Genomic DNA, 20,591 nt, shown 5'->3' with positions numbered 1-20,591 from the left:
GCCTCCATGATCTGAATGCCCCACCACTGTAACCGAAGCCGGCGTGGAACCAATCCTTCAGAGCACATGCCCCATTGTCACAACGTGCTTTTTTTCACTTTCATATCCATGTCCTTGAATCTCGACTTTATGGATGGATGGCCGCAATGAATGAGCGCCTATTTCTATGCGGATAATCCGGCCCACCTCACCGGAATCACGACATGTCTCGCACGAAGTCCCTTCCCGCGATCCTCTGCGCCCTCTCCAGTGCCCTGCTGCTCTCAGCATGCGCCGCCATTCCGGGCTACGACCCACGCTACGACCAGAGTGGCTACGACCATGGCCGCGATGATTACTACGTGCCGGCCCCGGTAGCGGTACCGATCGAAGATGGTTCGGGCGTCGTCCGTTGCGAATCCATCAAGGGGCGCAGCCAGGATTGCCGCGTCAACGGACGTGCGCGCCTGATCCGCCAGTTGTCGGATACGCCGTGCGAGGAAGGAAAAACATGGGGCCATGGCCGCAATGGCGTATGGGTGACCGGTGGCTGCCGGGCCGAGTTTGTTGGCGAAGGCCGGCGCCGCCATCACTGAGCTGCCTTGCCCGCACGCTGCATCCATCGCAACAGGCACTTTGTGACATCCACAACAACGACCGCACGATTGGAAACATGCCTCGGGTTCCAGCAGAATCCCTGCACGGCGTGCCCCACGTACATGTCCCATCATCGTCACGGGATGCCAGCACGAGACATGGCCAGCCATAGCTGGTGCAGTCAGTACCAGATCAACCCATCCGCCATGCCGGCTCCTCCCAGCGGGCCGGCATGGCTGCGCACCCTGCACCATCCGTTCCCATGAAGAAATACATGATTCCCTTCACTCTCCGGTTCCCTTCCGATCTTCGTGATCGCCTCGACTTCGCCGCACGCAGCGGCGGTCGATCACTGAATTCAGAGATCATCGTGCGACTGGAGGAGAGCTTCGGCGATGTCTGCGATCGTATCGGCAAGGCGCGACTGCAGGAAATCACCGAAGTCGAGGCTGCCTTGGCCACCAGCCGAGAGTTCATCGCCATGCACACCCACTTCCTGTGTGACACCGCGCTCAACGGAGCAGAACGCAGGCAGATCGAAGCACGTCTACTGCGCAGCGAAGACCGGGTACGCCGCCTGGATGCTCTCCTTGCGTATCTGCATCGCGACGTCGAAGGCATGCGCCGCCTCGATCAGGCACTCGGTCCTCGCACCTCACCAGCTGACTGAGCAGAGCTCTCCCTGAATCCTTCCTTCTGCATCATCATGCCGTCCTCCCCCTCTCCAGCAGGCGACCGCGTCCTGCGGGTACGTCCCTATCTCCCCGGCCTGATCAGCGCCGTCGGCATGGCCTCGCTCATCTATACGCTCGACGCCCAGTTCCCCTTGCCGCCGGAACCGCATTTCACTGTTCACGTGGTCACTGTGCATCAGGCGCACCTGCTGCGCCCGGGCGCGCTCGCCACTACAGTCATCAGCGCCGCTGTCGTACTGCTGGTCGCACGCATCAGTCGGCTTCACAGGATCGGCACCGCATTGATCACACTGCTGGCGACCCTGCTTTCCCTGGCAGCCTCAACCCTGGCCATGGGCTGAGCGAAGCTCATTCAGGGACCCCTGCATCGCGGTTGCCTGACATCTGCGCCGATGCAGCTTTTCGGTCAACGCTCCTGGCTCCAACGAGCCCATCCGGTCAGAGCTGCTGAACAGCCGCCGTTGATTCCAGAACGTGATCGTGCGCGCAGATTTGGCGCAGGCGCCGCCGGATAATTGCGCCGCCTTGGATCGGGGCTGGGTGGAATCCCCAACGCCGGTCCAGCGGGGGGAGCTTCCCGCCGCAGCGAGGCCCGCGACGGGATGTGCATGCACAGTGCGTTGCCCCAAAAGCAGAAGTAGAAATAGCCCTCGATACATCAGCCCGATCACGAATACGTGCGAAACAGCCCTGCCCGACGTTCGCTGTCAGGAATCTCAGGCAAGACGCAATCCCACCTCTTCCAGCGAGTCGCAGCCATGTACAAGGCCCGGTTTTCCACGCTTCTGTTGTGCGCTTTGGGACCAGCATCGGCGGGACACGCCGCAGATGGGATCATCCACTTCCAGGGCGCCATCGTCGAGCCCGCGTCCTGCCTGCCGCAGCTTCAACCAAGGATGGCCCCATTCCGCATCTGGTGCGATGCGGAACGCGCCCAGGCTGCGGGCAAGCCTGCTGATCGCTTTCGTCTCAGCGCTCGGCACGTGAGGGTCCAGACACGTCCGGTCGTATTGAAGACCGACGTGCCCGGCAGGCGCGACGTAAAGGGATACGAGGTGACCCTCGCGTACCTGTAGCGCCGGCGCGCCCCACACCGGCCTAGAGGCTGGCGTTACTTGTAACTCAACGTGACGGTGGCCCGGCCATTGGCCTGGCCACCGCCCACGGCGCTCGCGACCTGGTAGTAGCGTGCCTTGAACGGCACCACGTAATCGCCATCCTTCGACTGGCCCAACTGCTTTGGCTCGCCGAACGCCACAGGCTGGCCAGCACTGTCGAGCACCTGGATGCCGACGCCCGTTGCCGTTCCCGTGCCGGTGTCGATACCCAGAACACCTGGCGTGCTGGACGCATCCGGCGTCGCATCCATGGTCAGTGAAACCATGTTCTCGATGCCATTGGGCGATGCCTGGCAATTGACGACCACTTGGAAGTCCTTGCCGGCCGTGGTACTGCCCACGCCACGGAATCGATTGCGGAATTCCTGCCCGAGATTGACGGTCTGGTTGCGAGAGCCAACGGCTACCTGACACGAAGGGGCAAGAATGCGGATGTCGCCAATCTGCAGGACCATGTAAGGCTGTGAGGCGCCGGCGCCGGAATCAGCGCGCGCGAATGGCACTGGATTGAGAGGACCGTTGCCAACCCTGGCAGCAGTCTTGACGAGAGAAAACTGGACCACCCAGCGTTGCGCTGCCACCCAGTATGCTTTGTCGGACGATACCGTGAAGTCGCGCGTGTATGTGCCCGGGAACCATGGATTGTAGGCTCCCGGCAGAGAAACCCGATAGCCGATACCCGGAATATTGGTGGAGTAGACCCCACTCATACCCGCCACTGGACTTCCCCAAAGAATCTGATTCCAATACGTCATGGTGCCACCCGGCGGTGTGCAGTAGGCAATTTCCGGCCATCCAGCAATGAAAGAGCTCGAATGGATGGTGCTTCCAACCGCGGCACTCTGATAGACGATCACCGTGCCCGCGTTGACAGTTTTCGCCCCATTGTTGGATTCCGGTCGGTAGATGCAGTCAGCCAGCGCCACACCCGGGGCCGCAGTGCCGAGCGTCAGCAGTGAAGCAACGACGACGGAGTAATTACTAGATTTCATATGCGAGATCCAAGGTTTCGTTGACAAACACCACTGCTGCTGCGCCGATCGCCTTCATTTGCAGAACAGCCTTATCCCATCCGGGCCGGGTACTGGAGCTGGTCTTCGGCATCACAGGCAGTTCCCCTCATGGTTTCGGATCGGCGACGGGTGCTCTTCCTGCGGCAACGCATACTTCAGCGTGCACTGCGCCGATTCGCTTCTGCCCCAGATCACTTTCAGCGTGCCGGCCTCCGGTGCGCCGGTCACGTAGGCCTGGCCCTCCGGCCCAACGACTCCGACTTCCTGTCCAGCTTCGTTCTCGATACGAGATCCGAACGGCAGTGGTCGACCGTCGGCGCCCTTGAGCACCAGCATCAGTCGATAGCCAACCGCGGTTTCGAAGTGCGCCCGCACCACCGCTCCGCGCGTGGGAACCACCTCCATCGCCGCATTGCGCACCTCGACCTTGTCGCCCAGATCCTGCGTGTTCAGCGCCACGCGATTGGTTCGATAGGGCGTGACATTGGGCAGCACGGCACTGCCCTTGCCATCGGTGCGCACACCAGACTGGGACTCGATGCCCACGCCCTCGGCCTGCGGCGCACGTACCAGTGCGATGGTTTCGCCCAAGGGCTGCGACAGGGTGATGCCCTCGCCATGCACGACCAAGCCACCGGCCACGCCCAGGTTGGTCTGCCCATAGCCGTTGCCCTGGCTGTGACCGAGGTCGACGCGCCCGTACTGGCCCTTGTAGCTGAGATTGCCGCTGCCACTGGTACCGCCCTGGTTGGCCCGATCCAGGGTCACGCCATAGGTCATCCGGTGATCGTCGAAGGCACTGCCGAACACGCTGGCCTGGTGCGCAGTCCTGCCGCTGCTGTCGTGTGAAGCCGTGTACATCGCCGAACTGCTGCTGCGCCCCAATGGGAGCGAGAGCGTCAGCATCACCTGCCTGTTGGCCGAGCCATACAGGTTCGAATACTGGTTGTAGAACAGGTTGTAGGTCAGGCGCTGGTAGCTTCCCGAATACCCCACCTGGATCAGCCGCTCCTTGCGATCGCTGCCCCAGTAGGTCTGCTGCCGCGCCGAACCGTAGAGGGATCCCCACCGGCCCAGTGACTGCGAAACCTCCAGGCGCAGCTCGTTGCGGCGGTTGGCGAAGGGCAATCCATTCTCCTGCGCGAACAGCATGCCCACCGCTTCGGGGAAGGTACGGTAGCCGCTGGTGGAGTAGCGATAGCCCGCCATGCGGAAGGTGGTGCCGGTTTCCTCCAGCGACTTCGCATACAGGAAGCGCAACGACTGTCCATTGAAGAACTGGCCGCTGTCGCCCCGGCTTCGCGCGTGGGTCAGGTCCACCGACACAGCGCCGAAGCCCCGCATGTTCTTGCCGAACCCGACCATGGCTGCCTGGTACTTGCCCGCCAGCGTGGTACCGCCATACAGCGAGAACTCGTTGGCCAGGCCCCGGGCCAGCGTGCCCTGGAAGAAGTAGGGTTGCGGCTGGCTGCCTTCGAAGCGGCCGTACCCCTGGCGATACTGGCCGCCGGTGGCGCTGTAGCGCCATGTTCCCTCGCGCAGCAGCGTGGGCACGGCGGAATAGGCTTGGGTGTACTTCGTTTCCCTGCCATCGGCTTCGGTAATGGTGACCTGCAGGTCTCCACCGGACGAGGTCGGATACAGGTCAGCCAGGACGAAAGCACCTGGCGCCACGTATGTGTTGTAGATGATGTAGCCGTTCTGGCGCACGGTGACGCGTGCATTGGTCTGCGCGACACCACGCACGGTCGGCGCGTAGCCTCGCAGGCTGTCGGGCAGCATGGAGTCGTCCGACGAGATCTGCACACCACGGAACTGGAAGCCGTCGAACAGATCACCTGGAGTGAATCCGTCGCCCAACAGCAGCTGCCCGTTGATTGATTTCAGGTCGCGCTGGGCGAAGGTCTGCACCGCATCCCAGCGACTCTCCCCCATCACGTCGCGGCTGTACGTCGTGTAGTTGCGGAACCGCCAGTCGCCCAGGTTGAAGCCTCCGCGCAGACTGCCAAATACAGCGTCACGGCGTGGCTTCTTCTCTTCGTAGGGCTCGCCGAAAACGCTAGCCATGAAGCTCCTGCGGTCGCCATCACGCGTGTTGGAACCCGAGTTGTTGGCGACGTTGAGCTGGTAGTCCAGCATCGCGGCGTTGATACCACGATCCCATTTCGAAGGATCCACCGCACCGCGCGCCGACCTGACCAGCGCCGCCTGCGGAATGCTCACAGTCAGTTGCTGACGACCTGCGTCGTAGTTCACCGCAGCCTCGGGAACCGCCGTAGCCAGATCGATGCAACTGCCCTCGGGCTGGGCGGCGATGTCCGGGAAGGCAGCGACATTCATGCCCCAGGACGACAGCATGCCCACGGTCAGGCAAGGCGCGGCATCACGCTTGCCTTCCACGGCATTGAACCGCAGCTGCGATTGCCCCAGGCGGAGGTCGTTGCGCATCACATCCACCAGGTAATCACCGGGAAGCACTTGGTTACCGAACGAGAACAGCGACAGATCAGCACCCTGCTGGTCGCCACCGATTTCCAGAAACCCTTCGTTGAAGACGCTAGGCGGAGGCGACTGGGCATGACTCAACTGCGAGGACAGCGCCAGCGCCAGGATGGACATCGCCTGCCCGCTCATGCGCGACGGAATGGAGACACGACTCACGGCGTTCACCTTCGGAGAATCAGGGCGTGGAAGAAACCGGCACCGGCTGCGGCAGCACCGCCACCGGAACATCGGAAGCCGGCGCGGTGACGGCCTCTTCGGCGGTTTCGCCGCCGTAGTCATTGATCGTGGTAAAGCGCAGGCCAAGCGCCTGGGCGACCCGGATGGACTTCAACGGAACCACCAGTTCACCCAGGGGCGGAACCATGTCCGGATTGATCTCTTCCTTCCCCTCTCCCACCTTGAGCAGAGTGAAGGTGACGTTGTACGGCGTCGGATTGGCAATCTTCAGTACAGCGCCACCACCCGCGGCCGTCGACACGGCCCACTTGAGTTTGCTGCGCGCCTGCGACGCGTCACCACCGCGCAGTGCGGCCGGCCGGTAGAACACCTTGATGCGGCTGCGGACGGCCACCTGCAGGACGTTCTCTTCCTCGGCGCGCTCGGGAATTTCCTTGACGTTCAACCAGAACACCGATTCGCGATCCGACGGCAGCTGATCGCCCGTACGTACGATGCGCAGAATGTTCTCCATACCCGGATCGAGCCGCGACAATGGCGGGGTCACCAGGAAAGGCGTCTTGTTCCTGCCCTCGCCCGCGTCGATCCATGCCTGCACCACGAACGGCGCATTGGCTTCGTTCTTCATCGAGATCGACGCTTCGCGGCTGCCTTCGTTGATGATGACGCGCGTACCGCCCAGCATGATCGCTGCAGAGGCCGGTACTGCAACAGCGAATAGACAGGCGGCCAGCACCAGGCCGCTGAGTTGCGGAAATAGACGCTTGGAAAACATGGAGGTCTCTCGGATGTTCGGAAATGCAGCGGCCAGGGCAGCACCGCGAGGGCACCGCCTGAACGGAAAAATGTGTAGTGAAGGTCGGGTGGCGGGCAGGCCGCTGTTGCAGCAAGGCGCTCGATCCCGTACTCGATGCCGGTACCCGGCCTGGACCGGGTACCGACAGCCGGCGATTACTTGTAGGCGACGGTGAACTGTGCCATCGCGTTACCACGGCCCACGGTGACAGCCGGGCCGGTGGACATGTAATTGGCCTGGAACTGCAGAGCGTTGTCGCCCTGTGCCAGCGTGTAGTTGCCCGACGCCTGGCCGACCGGGATCTGCTTGCCCGACGAGTCGGCTACCTGGATGCCCACGCCGGTGGCAAAGCTGCCGTCCACTTCACCCACGCCCACGCGCAGCAGGTTCTTGTTGAGGGCGTCGGCCGGGGCCGCAAAGGTCACCGTCGCGCCCTTGGCGGTAGCGCCACAACCCAGCAGATCGATGGCGAACTTGGCGGGGGCCGACACCTTGCCGGCAGCGCCGTCCAGCGTGGTACGGGAGACCTTGCCCAGCGGCACGGTCAGATTCTGGCTCTGGGGAGCGATCGAGCACGGCGCGTCCACGATTTCGCCGATGAAGTTGACAGTGCCGTCGGCAGCGAAGGCGCTCTGCGACAGCAGACCGGTGACTGCAACGGCGGTGAGCTTGGCGATGATCAAATTGCGCATGGTGATATTTACCTATGAATGATGGGCGGGCACGGAAGCCCCGTTCTAAAAATGCCGGACGCAACCACCGCGCCGACCCACGCATAGTAATAAGAATCTGTGACGTGAGTCTATTTTTTCCTTTAAAATCATCACTTTATTACATGAATAACAATGCATTTAATGTCACAAACATTATTTTCACCAGCCACGATTCATGTACGCCAAGACGTCATCCGGAACGTTTTTGGATTCACGTGATCGACACTCTGCAGGACGTCGCAATGCGGCGATAGGTACCTGCCCATCCACGGAACAATCTGCAGCTACAAGCGCGCTCCCGTCTGGCACTTCGCGTCTCTTACACCTTCACTGTTTCGTCCTCGAAGCACTGGGGGTGATAGCGCTATGAATCCGTTAACAGCTTGGTTGACCGTCAACCAAGGAAGTTGCCCAATGAATCACCCGCTGCACGGCCGTTCGTCCCGCTCCCGTTCTCCGCTGCACAGCCGCCTCACCCTTGCCGTGGCCAGCTCCCTGCTGCTGGCCACGGCATCGCCCGCCATTGCCAGTGGATCACTCGACGCCTGGCAGCAACAGCGCCAGTTGCAGGCGGCCTGGGCGCAACCTGCCAGCGTAGCCGGCACCGCGAACCTGTCGGCGCCGCTCTCGACCGCCGCTACCGGCAGCATGTCGATCCTCGGCAGCCCGGGCGATCCGGCCAGCTGGCGCAGCGATGAATTCAACGCCGACTGGGGCTTGGGTGCAATGGGCGCGGACTACGCCTATGCACGAGGACTGACCGGAAAGGGCGTACGCCTGGCGCTGTTCGACTCGGGCTCCGCGCTGGCGCATCCGGAGTTTGCAGGACGCAATACGTCCAGTATCACCATCGGCGCCGACTGTGCGACGCCAGGGGTGGTCGCAGGTACCGGCGCCTGCGGACAAACCCACGGCGAACAGCCCGGTTACAACTACTACGGACTCGGCGCCGGCGTTCCGCCCGCACTGGCGGCACGCCTGATCGCCGCCGGCCAGCCCTATGGCTTCAGCTACGCCGACCACGGCACGCATGTGCTGGGCACCATCGGTGCAAACCGCAACGGTACGGGCATGCATGGCGTGGCCTTTGGTGCGGATCTCACCGCCGCGCGCGTGTTCGGTGATACCTACTACGAGTGGCGCCTGGACCCTGACAATTTCTATCGCCCGCGTGCGCTGTACCGCACCGATCCGGATGATGCTGCCAAACTGGACATGTACGCACAGATCCAGGCGCAGGGTGTACGCGCGATCAACCACAGCTGGGGCATTTCCACGCGCAACATGACCGCCGCTGCGCTGGACCAGCAATACGCCAGCATCGGCGCCAACTACGGTGTGTATGGCAGCATCTACGCCAGCAACGGCGATACCCAGGGCTCCAGCCTCATCCAGGTGTGGTCGGCCGGCAACGGCAGCGGTGCGCTCGCTGGCATCACCGCTTCGATGCCACGCTGGAAGCCCGAACTGGAACCCTACTGGCTTGCGGTGGCCAACGTGCGCCAGCCCAACGCCGCTGCAGGTGAAACCGACTACGTGATCGACGGAAGCTCCAGCATCTGCGGCGTCGCCGCCAACTGGTGCATCTCGGCGCCCGGTACCGATATCCTCAGCACCATCGTCTCCGGCGGTATCCAGGGCCGCATCGAAAACACCTCCGCCTATGTGCGGTTGATCATCGACAGCGAAAACACCAACTATCTCTACGGCACCAAGACCGGCACATCAATGGCCGCGCCACACATCACCGGCGCGCTCGGCCTGCTGATGGAGCGCTTCCCCTACCTCGACAACGCACAGGTCCGCGACGTGCTACTGACAACGGCACGTGATCTCGGCGCGCCGGGAGTGGACGATGTCTACGGCTGGGGTATGGTCGACCTGCGCAAGGCCATTGAAGGCTACGGCTCGCTGCGCGTGGATACCAACGTGGTGATGAACCAGAAGGCCGGCGGCCTGAAAGTGTGGGAAGGCGACGCCTGGGATGACTGGACCAACGACATCGGGGGCCCCGGCAAGCTGACCAAATCCGGTATCGGTTGGCTGCGCCTGAGCGGTGACAACACCTTCAACGGCGCGGTACTGCGCGAAGGCACGCTGGAATTGAACGGCGCCAACACGCTCACCTCGGCGGTCGACGTGCAGGGCGGCCAGTTCCTGCTCAACGGCAGCCTGGTCTCCACCGCACTGACCACCACCGATGGCGTCAGCACCGTCAGTGCCAGTGGCGTCCTGAAGGACAGCAACCTGACCATTAACGGTGGCGTGGTGTCCTTCAACGGCACCCAGACCGGCGGCACCACCACGGTCGGTGCGAACGGCCTGTTGAAGGGCATCGGCACGCTGGGCAACACGCGCGTGGACGGCACCCTTGCTCCGGGCAACTCGATCGGCACGCTGACCATCAATGGCAACTACGTGCAGGGCGCGACCGGCGTCTATGCCGCCGAGCTTGCCCCCGGCGGCCGCAGCGACCAACTGCACGTCACCGGCAGCGCCACCCTTGGCGGCACCCTGGTTGCGTTGCCGGAACCGGGCACCTACTACCTGGGTGAGCAGTTCAACTTCATCCGCGCCGACGGTGGCGTCAGCGGCCAGTTCGCGAAAACCGACTTCAGCGCGTTCTCGCCGTTCCTGCAGTTCAGCCTCGCCTATGCTGCCAACGGCGCCCGCATCGACGTGGCACGCGGCGCCTCGCTGGCCAGTGCTGCCACCACGCCGAACCAACGCGCGGTGGCGACCAGCGCCGATGGCCTGGCGATCAACCAGGGCCTGCCCAAGCCGCTGACCCAACTGTTCCCGCAACAGGTCGGTGGCGTGCTTGACGGCCTCAGCGGCGAACTGCATCCGGCCACGGCACTGGCCCTGGTTGAGGGCAGCCGCTACGTGCGTGATGCCGCGCTGTCGCGCCGTGCCGGTACCACCGCACCAGGTGCCGACGCGGGCGATGCCACCGGCGCCTGGGTGCAGGCACTCGGAGGCAACAGCAAGCTGGATGGCAACAGCAACACCACCCGCACCGAAGCCAACAGCAACGGCCTGCTGGTCGGCATCGACCGCGAGTTCTCCGGCTGGCAGGTCGGTGTGCTGGCCGGTACCGGCCGTACCGACGTGAAGCAGCAGGAGCGTCGTGCCAAGTCGAAGATCGACAACACGCACTTCGGCGCCTACGCCAGCCACAATTGGGGTGGATTCGGCCTGCGCGGTGGTGTGGCCTGGAGCAAGCACGAGGTGAAGAGCACGCGCGACGTGGCGTTCGCTGGCTTCAGCGACAGCCTGAGCGCACGCTACGACGCCCGCACCCGCCAGGCCTTCATCGAAGCCGGTTACCGCTTCGGTGGTCCGGAAGCCGGACTGGAGCCGTACCTGCAGGTGGCGCGCGTGGAAGTGGACCTCAAGCGCATCAACGAACGCGGTGGTGCGGCCTCCCTTCAGGGCAAGGTGGATGACACCGCAACCACGATCGCCACCGCCGGTGTGCGCTTCGACAAGGGACTGAAGGCCTCGTTCCAGCAGGACAGCTGGCTGCACCTGCGCGGTGGCGTAGGCTACCGCCGCGCCTCTGGCGACCGCAGCCAGGTGGCCAACCTGGCCTTCGCCAACAGCAGCAGCACCTTCGCGGTGGAGGGCGCACCGATCGCCGACAACGCCGTGGTGGCCGAGCTGGGCCTGTCGGCATGGCTGACGCCGCGGCAGCAGCTGGAGCTGGGCTACAGCGGCCAGTTCGGCAGCGAAAGCCGCGACCATGGCGCCAATGCACGCTGGTCGGTCCTCTTCTAGTTCCAGGCACGTGTTCTCTTGACAGGTTGGGGCGGCCGCGCGGCCGCCCCTTTTTTGTCCGCCGCCAGCCGCTATGCACCACGCGGCAGGCAGCGTGCAGCCAGCAGGCTGGCTAGTGGCAACAGCAGCCCATAAGCCACCAGCGGCCACACCGTGTCTCCCGGCAGCAGCACGGTAGCCAACGTCCCTACTACGGCGACGATCACGCTCTGCAGGGCGTAGTAGAGCGCCACCGCCATCCCGGAGGCATCGGCGAAATCACGCAATGCACCGTTGGCCGCCACCGATACCACCATCACCAGGCCCACCGCGATGGCCCACATCGGCAGCACCACGCTGGCGAATGACGGTGGCCACAGCGTCGCCAGTGCCATCAGCAACGCCCCGCCGATCATCACCCACAGCCCACGCAGGAAGGTCCCGCGCACCTGCCAGCGGGCGATCAGCCTCTTCGCCAGGCGCGCGCTGAAAATCATCACCAGCGCCACCGTTGCGAACGCCAGGCCGAAGGACAGCGGCGAGTACTGCATGCGTCCGACCAGGATGCGGGGGGCGATCGAGAAGAACACGAAGAAGGTGCCCATGCCCGCACTGAAACCCAGCGTGTACACCCAGAACCCACCGCTGCGGAGAATGCGCTGCAGCACCGGGCCTGGCGCGTCGCTGCGCGGCGGGCGGGTCTCCTGCCAATGGCGTTGCGCGCGCAGGCCGGCGATCAGGCCGAGCACGCCCAGCAGTGCGAAGATTGCACGCCAGCCGAATGCGCCTGCCACCAATGCACCAAGGATCGGACCGAGCGCGGGCACGAAGGCCAGCATCGAGGCGAACAACCCATACAGCGAAGCACCCTCCGGCGTATCGGCATATACATCACGCACGGTGGCGAAGGTCGCCACCAGCGCCGCCGATGCACCGATCGCCTGCACGGTACGCCAGGCCAGGAACGCCGCACCTCTGCTGGACGCCGCCAGCGCTATCGACGCGACGGTGAACAGCAACGCGCCCAGCAACAGCACCGGCCGTCGCCCGATGCGGTCGGACAGTGGGCCGAACACCAGCTGGCCCACGCCGAGCACCAGCAGGTAGGCACTGAGCGTCAGCTGCACCAGCACCGGCGAGGTACCCAGAGCGCGTGGCATTGCAGGAACCACAGGCAGGTAGATATCCATGGCCAGCGAGGCCAGGAGATCGAAGGGGGCCATCAGCACGATGGCCGACGGCAGGGAATGGGCCCAACGTGGGGCCTGTCGATTGAACATGGGGAGTCTCCGCCCAGAGTGAATCCGGCGGTGATCCATCCACTTCGCGTGCATCGCAGGGATGATCACCGCAACAACGTCTGCATCGTTGTTGCGGCTCAGCGAACTGTCTGCGGACCGTTCCCGTTGTTCATGGCGCCATCGAATACCTGTACGGGTGGCGCAAGTGTAGCAACCACCGGCAAGTGGCAGCAGCGGTCAGCCCAGCGGCAGCATGTCGATGCGTCTGCACGGTGTCTGCTTCACCTGCTCGATCAGGCGTCGGACCACCGGCGAGGTCTCGGCCTGGCGGTACTGCACGGCAATGGTCGAGACGATGGACGGTCCGGCCAGCGGCAGATAGACCATCCCCGGCAGCACCAGCGTGCGTTGCAGCACCGATGGCACGATCGCCACCGAACCGACGCCGACGGAAACCTCAGCCAGCACCGCTGCCAGATGACCGGGCTGCGAACGGATGCGTGGAATGAAGCCGCCCCGTCGCGCGACCTCCATCGCGCCTGCCGGCTGTTCCGGCATCACGAACCCTTCCCTGGCCAGCGCCGCCGGTTGCACCGGACGCCGCGCCTGCGCCAGTGGATGGGTTTCCGGCAGGGCCACGCAGAACTGGTCTTCGACCAGGGTGTGTTCGCCCACGCTGCCGGGCACTTCCATCGGCGGCCGGCAGAACACCACGTCCACCCGGCCTTGCTGCAGCAGCTCCGGCAGCACGCCCATCGGCCATTCGCTCACCTGCAGGTCAACGCCGGGATAGCGGTCGCGGAACCGGCTCAGCTGGTCCTGCAGCGCACCGGCATACAACGCCGAACCCACATAACCGATCTCGATCTTGCCGATCTCGCCGCGGCCAGCCCGCCGGCCCACGGTTTCGGCCTGCTCGAACCGGCGCAGCACGTCACGTGCTTCGGCCAGGAACACCTCGCCGGCCGAGGTCAGCGCCGCCTCCCGGCGTCCGCGCTCGAACAGGCGGGTCCCGAGCCGGCGCTCGATGTCCTGGATCTGCACGCTCAGGGTCGGCGTGGCGATCCCCAGGCGCAACGCCGCACGGCCGAAGTGCAACTCCTCGGCCAAGGTGACGAAGTACTCCAGGTGACGACGTTCCATGGGCGACGATTCGTTAGGCAAAACCTAACGTACCGGGAAAACACCGAGAATGAAACAAACACTGATCGCTGCTGGAATGCCTGTCCTCCCCCTCCTGCGAGCGACCGGTGCCACCCTCCCCCACCCTTTCCCCTGTGCCACACAGGCTGCCCGACCGGATCCTGCTGGTGGCCTCGCTGGGCTGCACGATGACCGTGCTCGAGACCAATGCAGTGGCGGTCGCACTGCCCGGCATCGCGCGTGACCTGCATGCCGGGTTCGCGGATATCGAGTGGGTGATCAGCGCCTACATCCTGTCCTTCACTTCGCTGCTGCTGCCGGCCGGTGCCATCGCCGACCGTTGCGGCCGCCGCCGCGTGCTGCTGATCGGCATCACCGTGTTCGCCCTCACCTCATTGCTGTGCGCATTGGCGCCGACCGCATCATCGCTCTATCTCGCGCGGGCGCTGCAGGGCGTGGGTGCCGCATTCCTGTTGGCGCCATCGCTGTCGATCATCGGCCACACCTTCCACGAGGGGGTCGCCAAGGACAACGCGTGGGCATTCTGGGGCACGGCCATGGGCATGATGATGGTGCTCTCGCCGTTGATCGGTGGCGTACTGTCCACGCTATGGGGCTGGCGCGCGGTGTTCATCGCGATCCTGCCGTTCCTCGCCCTGCTCGGCTGCGGCGCGCTGCGCTGGATACCGGAATCCTCCGACAGCGTGCTCCGCCCGCTCGATCCGCCCGGCATCGCCACCTTCAGCCTGGCGATCTTCGGCATCGTGCTGTTCCTGGTGGAAGGCCTGGCGCAGGGCTGGGGCGCTGCAACGGCGTTGACCGGGCTGGCCCTGGCCTTCGCCATGGGGACCGCCTTCGTCATCGTTGAGCGGGCACGGCCGCATCCCATGGTGGACCTCGGGCTGCTGGCCAGCCCGCGCTTCGTCGGCGCGCTCATCGCCATGGTCGGCTATTCGGTCAGCGCCCAGGTGATGGCCTCGATGCTGCCGCAGTATCTGCAGAATGGCATGGGGCTGGGCGCGTTGGCCGCCGGTGTCGGCATGCTGCCCTTCGCTGTGGCGATGCTGCTGTTCCCTGCGATCGGCCGGCGGCTGGGCCGCCACCTGACGAGCCCGGCCGTGCTGGCCATCGGCCTGTCGATCACCGCCGCCGGCAACGCCGTGGCCGGCCTCGCCGCGTGGCAGCAGCAAACATGGCTTGCATTGCTCGCGATGGTTGTGATCGGTGCCGGTGGCGGCATCCTCAATGGCGAGACCTCCAAGGCCATCATCGGTGCGGCACCGCGCGACCGCGCCGGCATGGCCTCCGGCATCAGCGCCACCACGCGTTTCGTCGGCATCCTGCTGGGCTTCACCATCCTTTCCAGCGCACTGAGCCTGGGCATCCGCACCGCGTTGGCGGCGGCGGTGCCACCCGGCGACGTGCGGCCGATGGCCGATGCGATCGCCACCGGTACATTCGCTGGCTCACACACCGCGACGTTCGCACAGGCGATCTACAGCCACGGCTTCGCCAGCGCCCTGTGGACCTCGGCCATCGCCGCAGCGCTGGCCAGCCTGGCGGTGGCACTGCTGGGGAGTCGATCAGCAGACGCTATTTCCCACCATCAACGGCAATCGCAGGAGAGCAACTGATTCTCTTCCTGCTTCTGCAAAGATGGCCGGGGCAGCCGCGCTGACCCGGCCGTGGCGGCCCCGGGGAGAAGGCCGCCAGAGAGCGTCAGGCCGCCTTCATGGCGTGCTTGCGGGCGCGCATGACGTTGTGGCATTCCTGAACTTCCGGAAGTAGCTGGGTGACTTCCTGGCGCACGGCCGGCGGCAGCTCGTTGTCCTTCAGCACGTCCTTGAACGCACCAAGCAGGCGATCTTCGGATTCTTCCAGTTCGGCCACATAGCCATAATTGGTGTCGCCAAACGCGGCGCGTACCTTGCCGTAGAACTGCTGCATCGAACCGACCATGGTGCCGTGCTCGGCAGGCTTGCCGCCGCTGGCAGCAACCGAGCTGCTCAACGCCGAGACGATACGACCCTTGACACCGGCGATACGGGTGAACAATGCCGACAGCTCGGCATCCTTCACCTTGGTCGCGGCTTCTTCATAGAACGACTTGCCGTCGCGGGCGATCTCGATCAGGTCGTTGAGGCGATGTTCAATGGTGGACTGGGTGCTCATGGAGTCGCTCCTGTGTGCTCGAAAATCTGTGGGGAATGGCAGCGCGATTGCGTTGCCTTCGACCCCACTGTGGCGGGTGTGGCGTGGCTGTCGGGTGAGTACGGATTGATGTGCACGTCACCACGTTCAACGCGTGCTGACTTCTTCATGCGCAGGCGCATTTCCGTTCACGGAAAACAAGCGAACCGACGTCGATTCACCAGGGCGCGATGATGATGATCAACGCGACCAGCAGCACGATGGCCAGTACAAGCAGCAGCACATGCCTCTGCCGCCAACTGGGCTTGGGCTTTCCAGGGGTATTCACTACGCGTCTCCTTCGATCTGCAAAAGGTGCACAGGCACACTGATGCAAAGCAGCATGTGCGCGCGTAGAGATTTCGTGCAGGACCCGTGCAGGAACGCACGGAGCCAGCGCGCGACGATAACGCGTCCATAACGTAATCAGGATGTAAACGGAGTGTTAGGTTCCTTCCGATTCCGCACAGCGGAGTTTCAGATCGGTTTCCACGCAGCAATGCACGAAACCCATTCAACTGGATTTGGAGAGAGCCAAATGCATTACAAGTACACCCTGCTTTCACTGGCAGTGGGCACCGCCCTGGCTGCCACCTGGTCGCCGGCCGCACATGCCCAGGATGGCAGCGAGAAAACACCGAAGAACCTCGATCGCATCCAGGTCACCGGCTCGGCCATCCGCAGCGTCGACATCGAGACGCAGCAGCCCATCATCGCCATCACCCGCGCGATGATCGAACAGCAGGGCTTCACCACCATTGCCGACCTGCTGCAGAACCTGACCTCCACCGGCGCCCCGACCATTTCGCGTGCGCGCGCCCTGGCTTCCGGCGAGAACGTCGGCGGCTACTACGTGAACATCCGCAACCTGGGCGCCACCCGCTCGCTGGTGCTGGTCAACGGCAAGCGCCTGGGCGCCACCACCGGCGGCTACCAGGATCTCAGCCAGATCCCGATGAGCGCGGTGGAGCGCATCGATGTACTGAAGGACGGCGCCTCTGCGCTGTACGGATCGGATGCGATCGCCGGCGCGGTCAACATCATCACCCGCAAGAACTACGAAGGCCTGGAAGTGTCCGTGCAACATGGGCAGTTCAGCGAGGGCGACGGCAAGGACAGCACTTTCTCGCTGGTCACCGGCGCCCGAGGTGAACGCGGCGGCTACACGCTCGCACTGGAATACCAGAAATCGGACCCGGTGTTCGCCCGCGACCGTGAGTTCTCCCGGTACGGTGGTGCTGGCCCCAACTACCCCGGTGCGGACTGGAGCAACATCAGCCAGAACGGTTCGTGGTGCGACCCGGCCCTGTACAAGTGCAACACCGGTGATGCGGTGTTCAAGACGCTCAATCGTGGCGGCAACCCGAAGAACCCGAACGACTACCACCCGATCACGCCGTCGGAGTTCGCCAACGGCAACGAGCAGATGCACCTGCAGACCGGCATCGAGCGTCGCTCGCTGTTCCTCAGCACGGACTACGCACTGACCGAGCAGATCAAGTTCACTGCCGATATCGGCTACAACGAGCGCACCACCGACCAGCAGATTGCAGGTTACCCGTACCAGTCGACCAAGTTCGGCACGCCGCTGGACGCGGCCAGCGTGTTCAACCCCGTCGACCACAGCATTGCGTTCAATCGCCGCCTGTGGGAAGTGCCGCGCACCACCGAAAGCAAGCTGAAGTCCCTGCGCGTCGCGCCGAGCCTGTCCGGCTACTTCGAGCTGGGAAGCAAGGCGTACGACTGGGACGTCGGCGCGCTGTTCAACCGCAATGAAGTTACAAAAACAGGCCGTGGCGACATGAGCCTGATCGCTTCCCGGCAGGCATTGGGGCCCTCCTACCTCGATGCCAACGGTGTGGCCCGTTGTGGCACGGCGGCATCGCCGGTCACGGGTTGCCTGGCCTGGAATCCTTTGCTGCCGTTCGGGGTCGCGGGGGCTGGCTCTCTCTCCGATCCTGAACTGCAGCGCTTCTTGTTCCCGACGTTCAACGACACCGGCATCACCAAGACCCGCAGCTACTTCGCCAACATCTCCGGACCGGTGATCGAACTTCCCGCCGGTGACCTGTCGGTCGCCCTGGGCTACCAGTACCGCAAGGAAGAAGGCCGCTTCGTGCCCGATGCCTTCGCGCAGTCGCGGCAGAGCACGGCGCTGGGCGCCTCCACCACCGCCGGTGACTACAGCCTCAACGAGTTCTTCGCCGAAGTGAACGTACCGGTGCTGCGCGACCTGCCGTTCGCCAAGGAACTGACCGTGAACCTGGCCACGCGCTACTCCGACTACAGCAACTTCGGCAGTACCACCAATTCCAAGGCTAGCTTCGCCTGGCGTCCAATCGAAGAGCTGATGATCCGCGGCACCTTCGCCGAAGGCTTCCGCGCACCGAGCATCTCCGACCTGTACGGCGGCCTGGGTACCAGCTTCGAAACGTATGTCGACCCCTGCGGCATCGGTGCCACCAACAGCGTCAACGGCAATGCCGCCTGCAACGCCGCCGGCGTGCCGTTGGGCTACCAGCAGCTGAACCAGAGCCTGAAGCCCTGTGCCAGCTATCCGTGCGCCACTCCTGACGAGTTCACCACCGGCTCAGACCCGAAGCTGCGCCCGGAAGAGTCCAAGAGCAAGACCGTGGGCGTGGTCTGGAGCCCGCGCTGGGTCGAGGGCCTGGACATCAACCTCGACTGGTACAGCTACAAGATCACCAACATGATCATCCAGGACAGCGTCGACCGCATCCTGCGTGACTGCTACGTGCTGGGTAATGCCTCGCGTTGCGGAAGCGTCAAGCGAGCCGGTGATGGCCACATCACCAGCATGTTCTACGGCCTCGCCAACCTGGGCTCGATGGAGACCGAAGGCTGGGATCTGGGCATCCGCTATCGCCTGCCCGAGTTCTCCTTCGGCCGCATCACCATCGATCTGCAGAACAGCTACGTCTCCAAGTACGACGAGCAGAACCAGAACTCGGCCGGCGATACGATCATGATGGGCCGGATCGGCCAGCCGGGCATTTCCCGACTGCGCTCGAATCTGGGCGTGAACTGGCAGCTCGGCAACTTCAGCACCCAGTACACCGTGCGCTACTTCTCCGGCATGGTTGAAAACTGCGTGCCGAACCGGCCCTGCACCCTGCCCGACCGCTACGCCTATGGTGAACCGGATGCACTGCGCAAGGTGGGTTCGAATGCCTTCCACGACATCCAGGTCAGCTACAAGCTGCCGTGGGACGGCACGGTGGCACTAGGCTCGAACAACGTGTTCAACCACCAGGGCCCGATCATGTTCTCCAAGCCGTCCAGCTCCTTCCCCTACTACGGCGGCTTCGACATCGGCCGCACCGTGTACGTGAAGTACTCGCAGCGCTTCTGATCGACAGGTACGTGCTCGTGGCCGGCGGAAGGGGAGTCCGCCGGCCACGATGCACACAACCTCCACCCGATCTCCATCGTTCTTCGACGGAATCTCCAAGGTTCCCGTCAACACTGATGTCATGACGGCAAAGGAGCAGGACCGCATGGATCGCCACGCGCCTCGACACTGCACGCCCGTCTCCAGGTTCACCACTGAACGCGACGGTGTGGCCCGGTCCCGATCCTCCGGACGTGCCGCCGCAAGGAAAGTACGAGATGACGACGGCAGTTCGCACTGGCCTGACCGACCTGGTCACTGACGCGCAGCGGTACCTGCGCAGGATTCTCCCCGGGCTCGCCTCTGCGGTGCACCCGCTGGCTTCATCGCATGCCATTCCACGCGCGATGTCCTCGCGCTACCACCTTGCCGAGCTGATGCTGTATGGGGAAACACCTGCGATGCTTGCCGTGGCCCGCGAGCCCAGCGAGTCCAGCAGCCGCGTCATCCAGGACGTCCGCTGCCTGCGTGCTGCAGCAAATGCACTGGTCCTGTATGTCTCTCCTTATCTCACCCCCACCCAACGACGGTTCCTGGTGGAGGCCCATATCGACTTCGTGGTTCCGCATGCCCAGCTGTTCGCGCCCAGCCTGGCCATCGAGTTCCGCGACGCGCCCGATCACGAGAAGAAGGCCATCTCGTTGTTGCCCTCGGCACAGGCTGTGTTGATCCACGTACTGTTGTCGGGGCAGCCGCGATGGTGGTCTCCCCGCGAGATCAGTGCGGCCGCTGGCTACACCTCCATGACGGCATCGCGCCTCTCTGCCGAACTGGTCGAACGCGGACTGGTCGAACGCTCCAAGGGCGGCCGCGAGCGCTTCCTCACGCTGGCCGGCAACCGCCACGATGTCTGGGCCCGGGCACAACCGTTCCTGCGTTCGCCGGTGCTGAAAGAGGTTGATGTCTGCTGGGAACAGACCGCCGATGTGCTCCGCAGTGCCGGCCATCCGGCACCCGTGGCCGGTACCGATGCCCTCCTTGCCGGTCTCTCGCAGGCGGCCAGCACCACCCGCGCCCTGTACATCGAAACCTGGCGGGTACTGGGCGCACTGCCCGCGCCGGGGCCCACCTGCGCACAGAATGCCCGGTTGCAGATCTGGGCATATCCGCCCGGGTTCACCAGCATCGACGATGCGGTTGACCCGTTGTCGCTGTATCTCAGCCTGCAGGGCAAGCGAGGTCACGATGTGGATGCACTGGAGTTGCGGGTGCAGCAGGCATTGTGCGGATCGATGCACGATTCTTGATCACGA

The 20,591-nt window shown here is 64.1% G+C and carries 14 protein-coding genes and 1 pseudogene; 7 read left to right on the top strand and 8 right to left on the bottom strand.

Going from position 1 to position 20,591, the window contains the following annotated elements; translation table 11 throughout:
- Positions 1-203 precede the first annotated feature (203 nt).
- The 3 genes and pseudogenes from AC07M7_RS09730 to AC07M7_RS09720 all read left to right on the top strand — a co-directional run.
- Positions 204-563, top strand: a pseudogene (locus AC07M7_RS09730) (DUF3011 domain-containing protein); the annotation flags it as partial.
- Between the two features lie 275 nt (positions 564-838).
- On the top strand, positions 839-1,246 hold the full coding sequence (locus AC07M7_RS09725; protein WP_495207285.1) for an Arc family DNA-binding protein: 408 nt from the start codon (positions 839-841) through the stop codon (positions 1,244-1,246).
- 36 nt (positions 1,247-1,282) lie between these two features.
- A complete protein-coding gene (locus AC07M7_RS09720) occupies positions 1,283-1,612 on the top strand; it encodes a hypothetical protein (RefSeq protein ID WP_495207284.1) in 330 nt (109 codons plus the stop codon).
- A 375-nt stretch (positions 1,613-1,987) separates the two neighbouring features.
- Here the strand turns inward: AC07M7_RS09720 and AC07M7_RS09715 are convergent, their stop codons facing one another.
- The 5 genes from AC07M7_RS09715 to AC07M7_RS09695 form a co-directional block, all read right to left on the bottom strand.
- The gene (locus tag AC07M7_RS09715) at positions 1,988-2,254 is read right to left on the bottom strand and encodes a hypothetical protein (protein WP_136638522.1); all 267 of its coding nucleotides are present in this window, start codon (positions 2,252-2,254) and stop codon (positions 1,988-1,990) included.
- 128 nt (positions 2,255-2,382) lie between these two features.
- The gene (locus AC07M7_RS09710) at positions 2,383-3,381 is read right to left on the bottom strand and encodes a fimbrial protein (protein WP_495207283.1); all 999 of its coding nucleotides are present in this window, start codon (positions 3,379-3,381) and stop codon (positions 2,383-2,385) included.
- A gap of 111 nt (positions 3,382-3,492) precedes the next feature.
- Positions 3,493-6,063 (bottom strand): fimbria/pilus outer membrane usher protein, encoded by a 2,571-nt coding sequence (locus tag AC07M7_RS09705; protein WP_495207282.1) that lies wholly within the window; start codon positions 6,061-6,063, stop codon positions 3,493-3,495.
- A gap of 19 nt (positions 6,064-6,082) precedes the next feature.
- Positions 6,083-6,859: a fimbrial biogenesis chaperone gene (locus AC07M7_RS09700; RefSeq protein ID WP_495207281.1), complete on the bottom strand. Its 777-nt coding sequence runs from the start codon at positions 6,857-6,859 to the stop codon at positions 6,083-6,085.
- 176 nt (positions 6,860-7,035) lie between these two features.
- Positions 7,036-7,572 carry a fimbrial protein gene (locus tag AC07M7_RS09695; protein ID WP_136638525.1) on the bottom strand — a complete coding sequence of 179 codons (537 nt, stop codon included), beginning with the start codon at positions 7,570-7,572 and terminating at the stop codon, positions 7,036-7,038.
- 435 nt (positions 7,573-8,007) lie between these two features.
- Here AC07M7_RS09695 and AC07M7_RS09690 point away from each other — a divergent pair, with 435 nt between their 5' ends.
- Positions 8,008-11,373: an autotransporter domain-containing protein gene (locus AC07M7_RS09690; RefSeq protein WP_495207280.1), complete on the top strand. Its 3,366-nt coding sequence runs from the start codon at positions 8,008-8,010 to the stop codon at positions 11,371-11,373.
- Between the two features lie 71 nt (positions 11,374-11,444).
- Here the strand turns inward: AC07M7_RS09690 and cml are convergent, their stop codons facing one another.
- Together cml and AC07M7_RS09680 are read right to left on the bottom strand one after the other, a co-directional pair.
- Entirely contained in the window at positions 11,445-12,632 is a 1,188-nt protein-coding gene (gene cml, locus AC07M7_RS09685) for a CmlA/FloR family chloramphenicol efflux MFS transporter (RefSeq protein ID WP_495207279.1), read from the bottom strand.
- A 198-nt stretch (positions 12,633-12,830) separates the two neighbouring features.
- Positions 12,831-13,736 (bottom strand): LysR substrate-binding domain-containing protein, encoded by a 906-nt coding sequence (locus AC07M7_RS09680; RefSeq protein WP_495207278.1) that lies wholly within the window; start codon positions 13,734-13,736, stop codon positions 12,831-12,833.
- 167 nt (positions 13,737-13,903) lie between these two features.
- Between AC07M7_RS09680 and AC07M7_RS09675 the strand changes: the two genes are divergently transcribed.
- Positions 13,904-15,370: an MFS transporter gene (locus AC07M7_RS09675; RefSeq protein ID WP_495207277.1), complete on the top strand. Its 1,467-nt coding sequence runs from the start codon at positions 13,904-13,906 to the stop codon at positions 15,368-15,370.
- An 85-nt stretch (positions 15,371-15,455) separates the two neighbouring features.
- Here AC07M7_RS09675 and AC07M7_RS09670 read toward each other — a convergent pair whose 3' ends face one another.
- Positions 15,456-15,908, bottom strand: a complete 453-nt coding sequence (locus AC07M7_RS09670; RefSeq protein WP_006395575.1) for a PA2169 family four-helix-bundle protein — start codon at positions 15,906-15,908, stop codon at positions 15,456-15,458.
- 556 nt (positions 15,909-16,464) lie between these two features.
- Between AC07M7_RS09670 and AC07M7_RS09665 the strand changes: the two genes are divergently transcribed.
- Together AC07M7_RS09665 and AC07M7_RS09660 are read left to right on the top strand one after the other, a co-directional pair.
- The gene (locus tag AC07M7_RS09665) at positions 16,465-19,299 is read left to right on the top strand and encodes a TonB-dependent receptor domain-containing protein (protein WP_495207276.1); all 2,835 of its coding nucleotides are present in this window, start codon (positions 16,465-16,467) and stop codon (positions 19,297-19,299) included.
- Positions 19,300-19,556: 257 nt separating this feature from the next.
- Positions 19,557-20,585, top strand: a complete 1,029-nt coding sequence (locus AC07M7_RS09660; protein ID WP_495207275.1) for a helix-turn-helix domain-containing protein — start codon at positions 19,557-19,559, stop codon at positions 20,583-20,585.
- The last annotated feature ends 6 nt before the right edge of the window (positions 20,586-20,591 follow it).

The organism is Stenotrophomonas sp. GW821-FHT09E08 (assembly GCF_059416125.1).
This window is presented reverse-complemented; position numbering and strand designations above follow the sequence as displayed.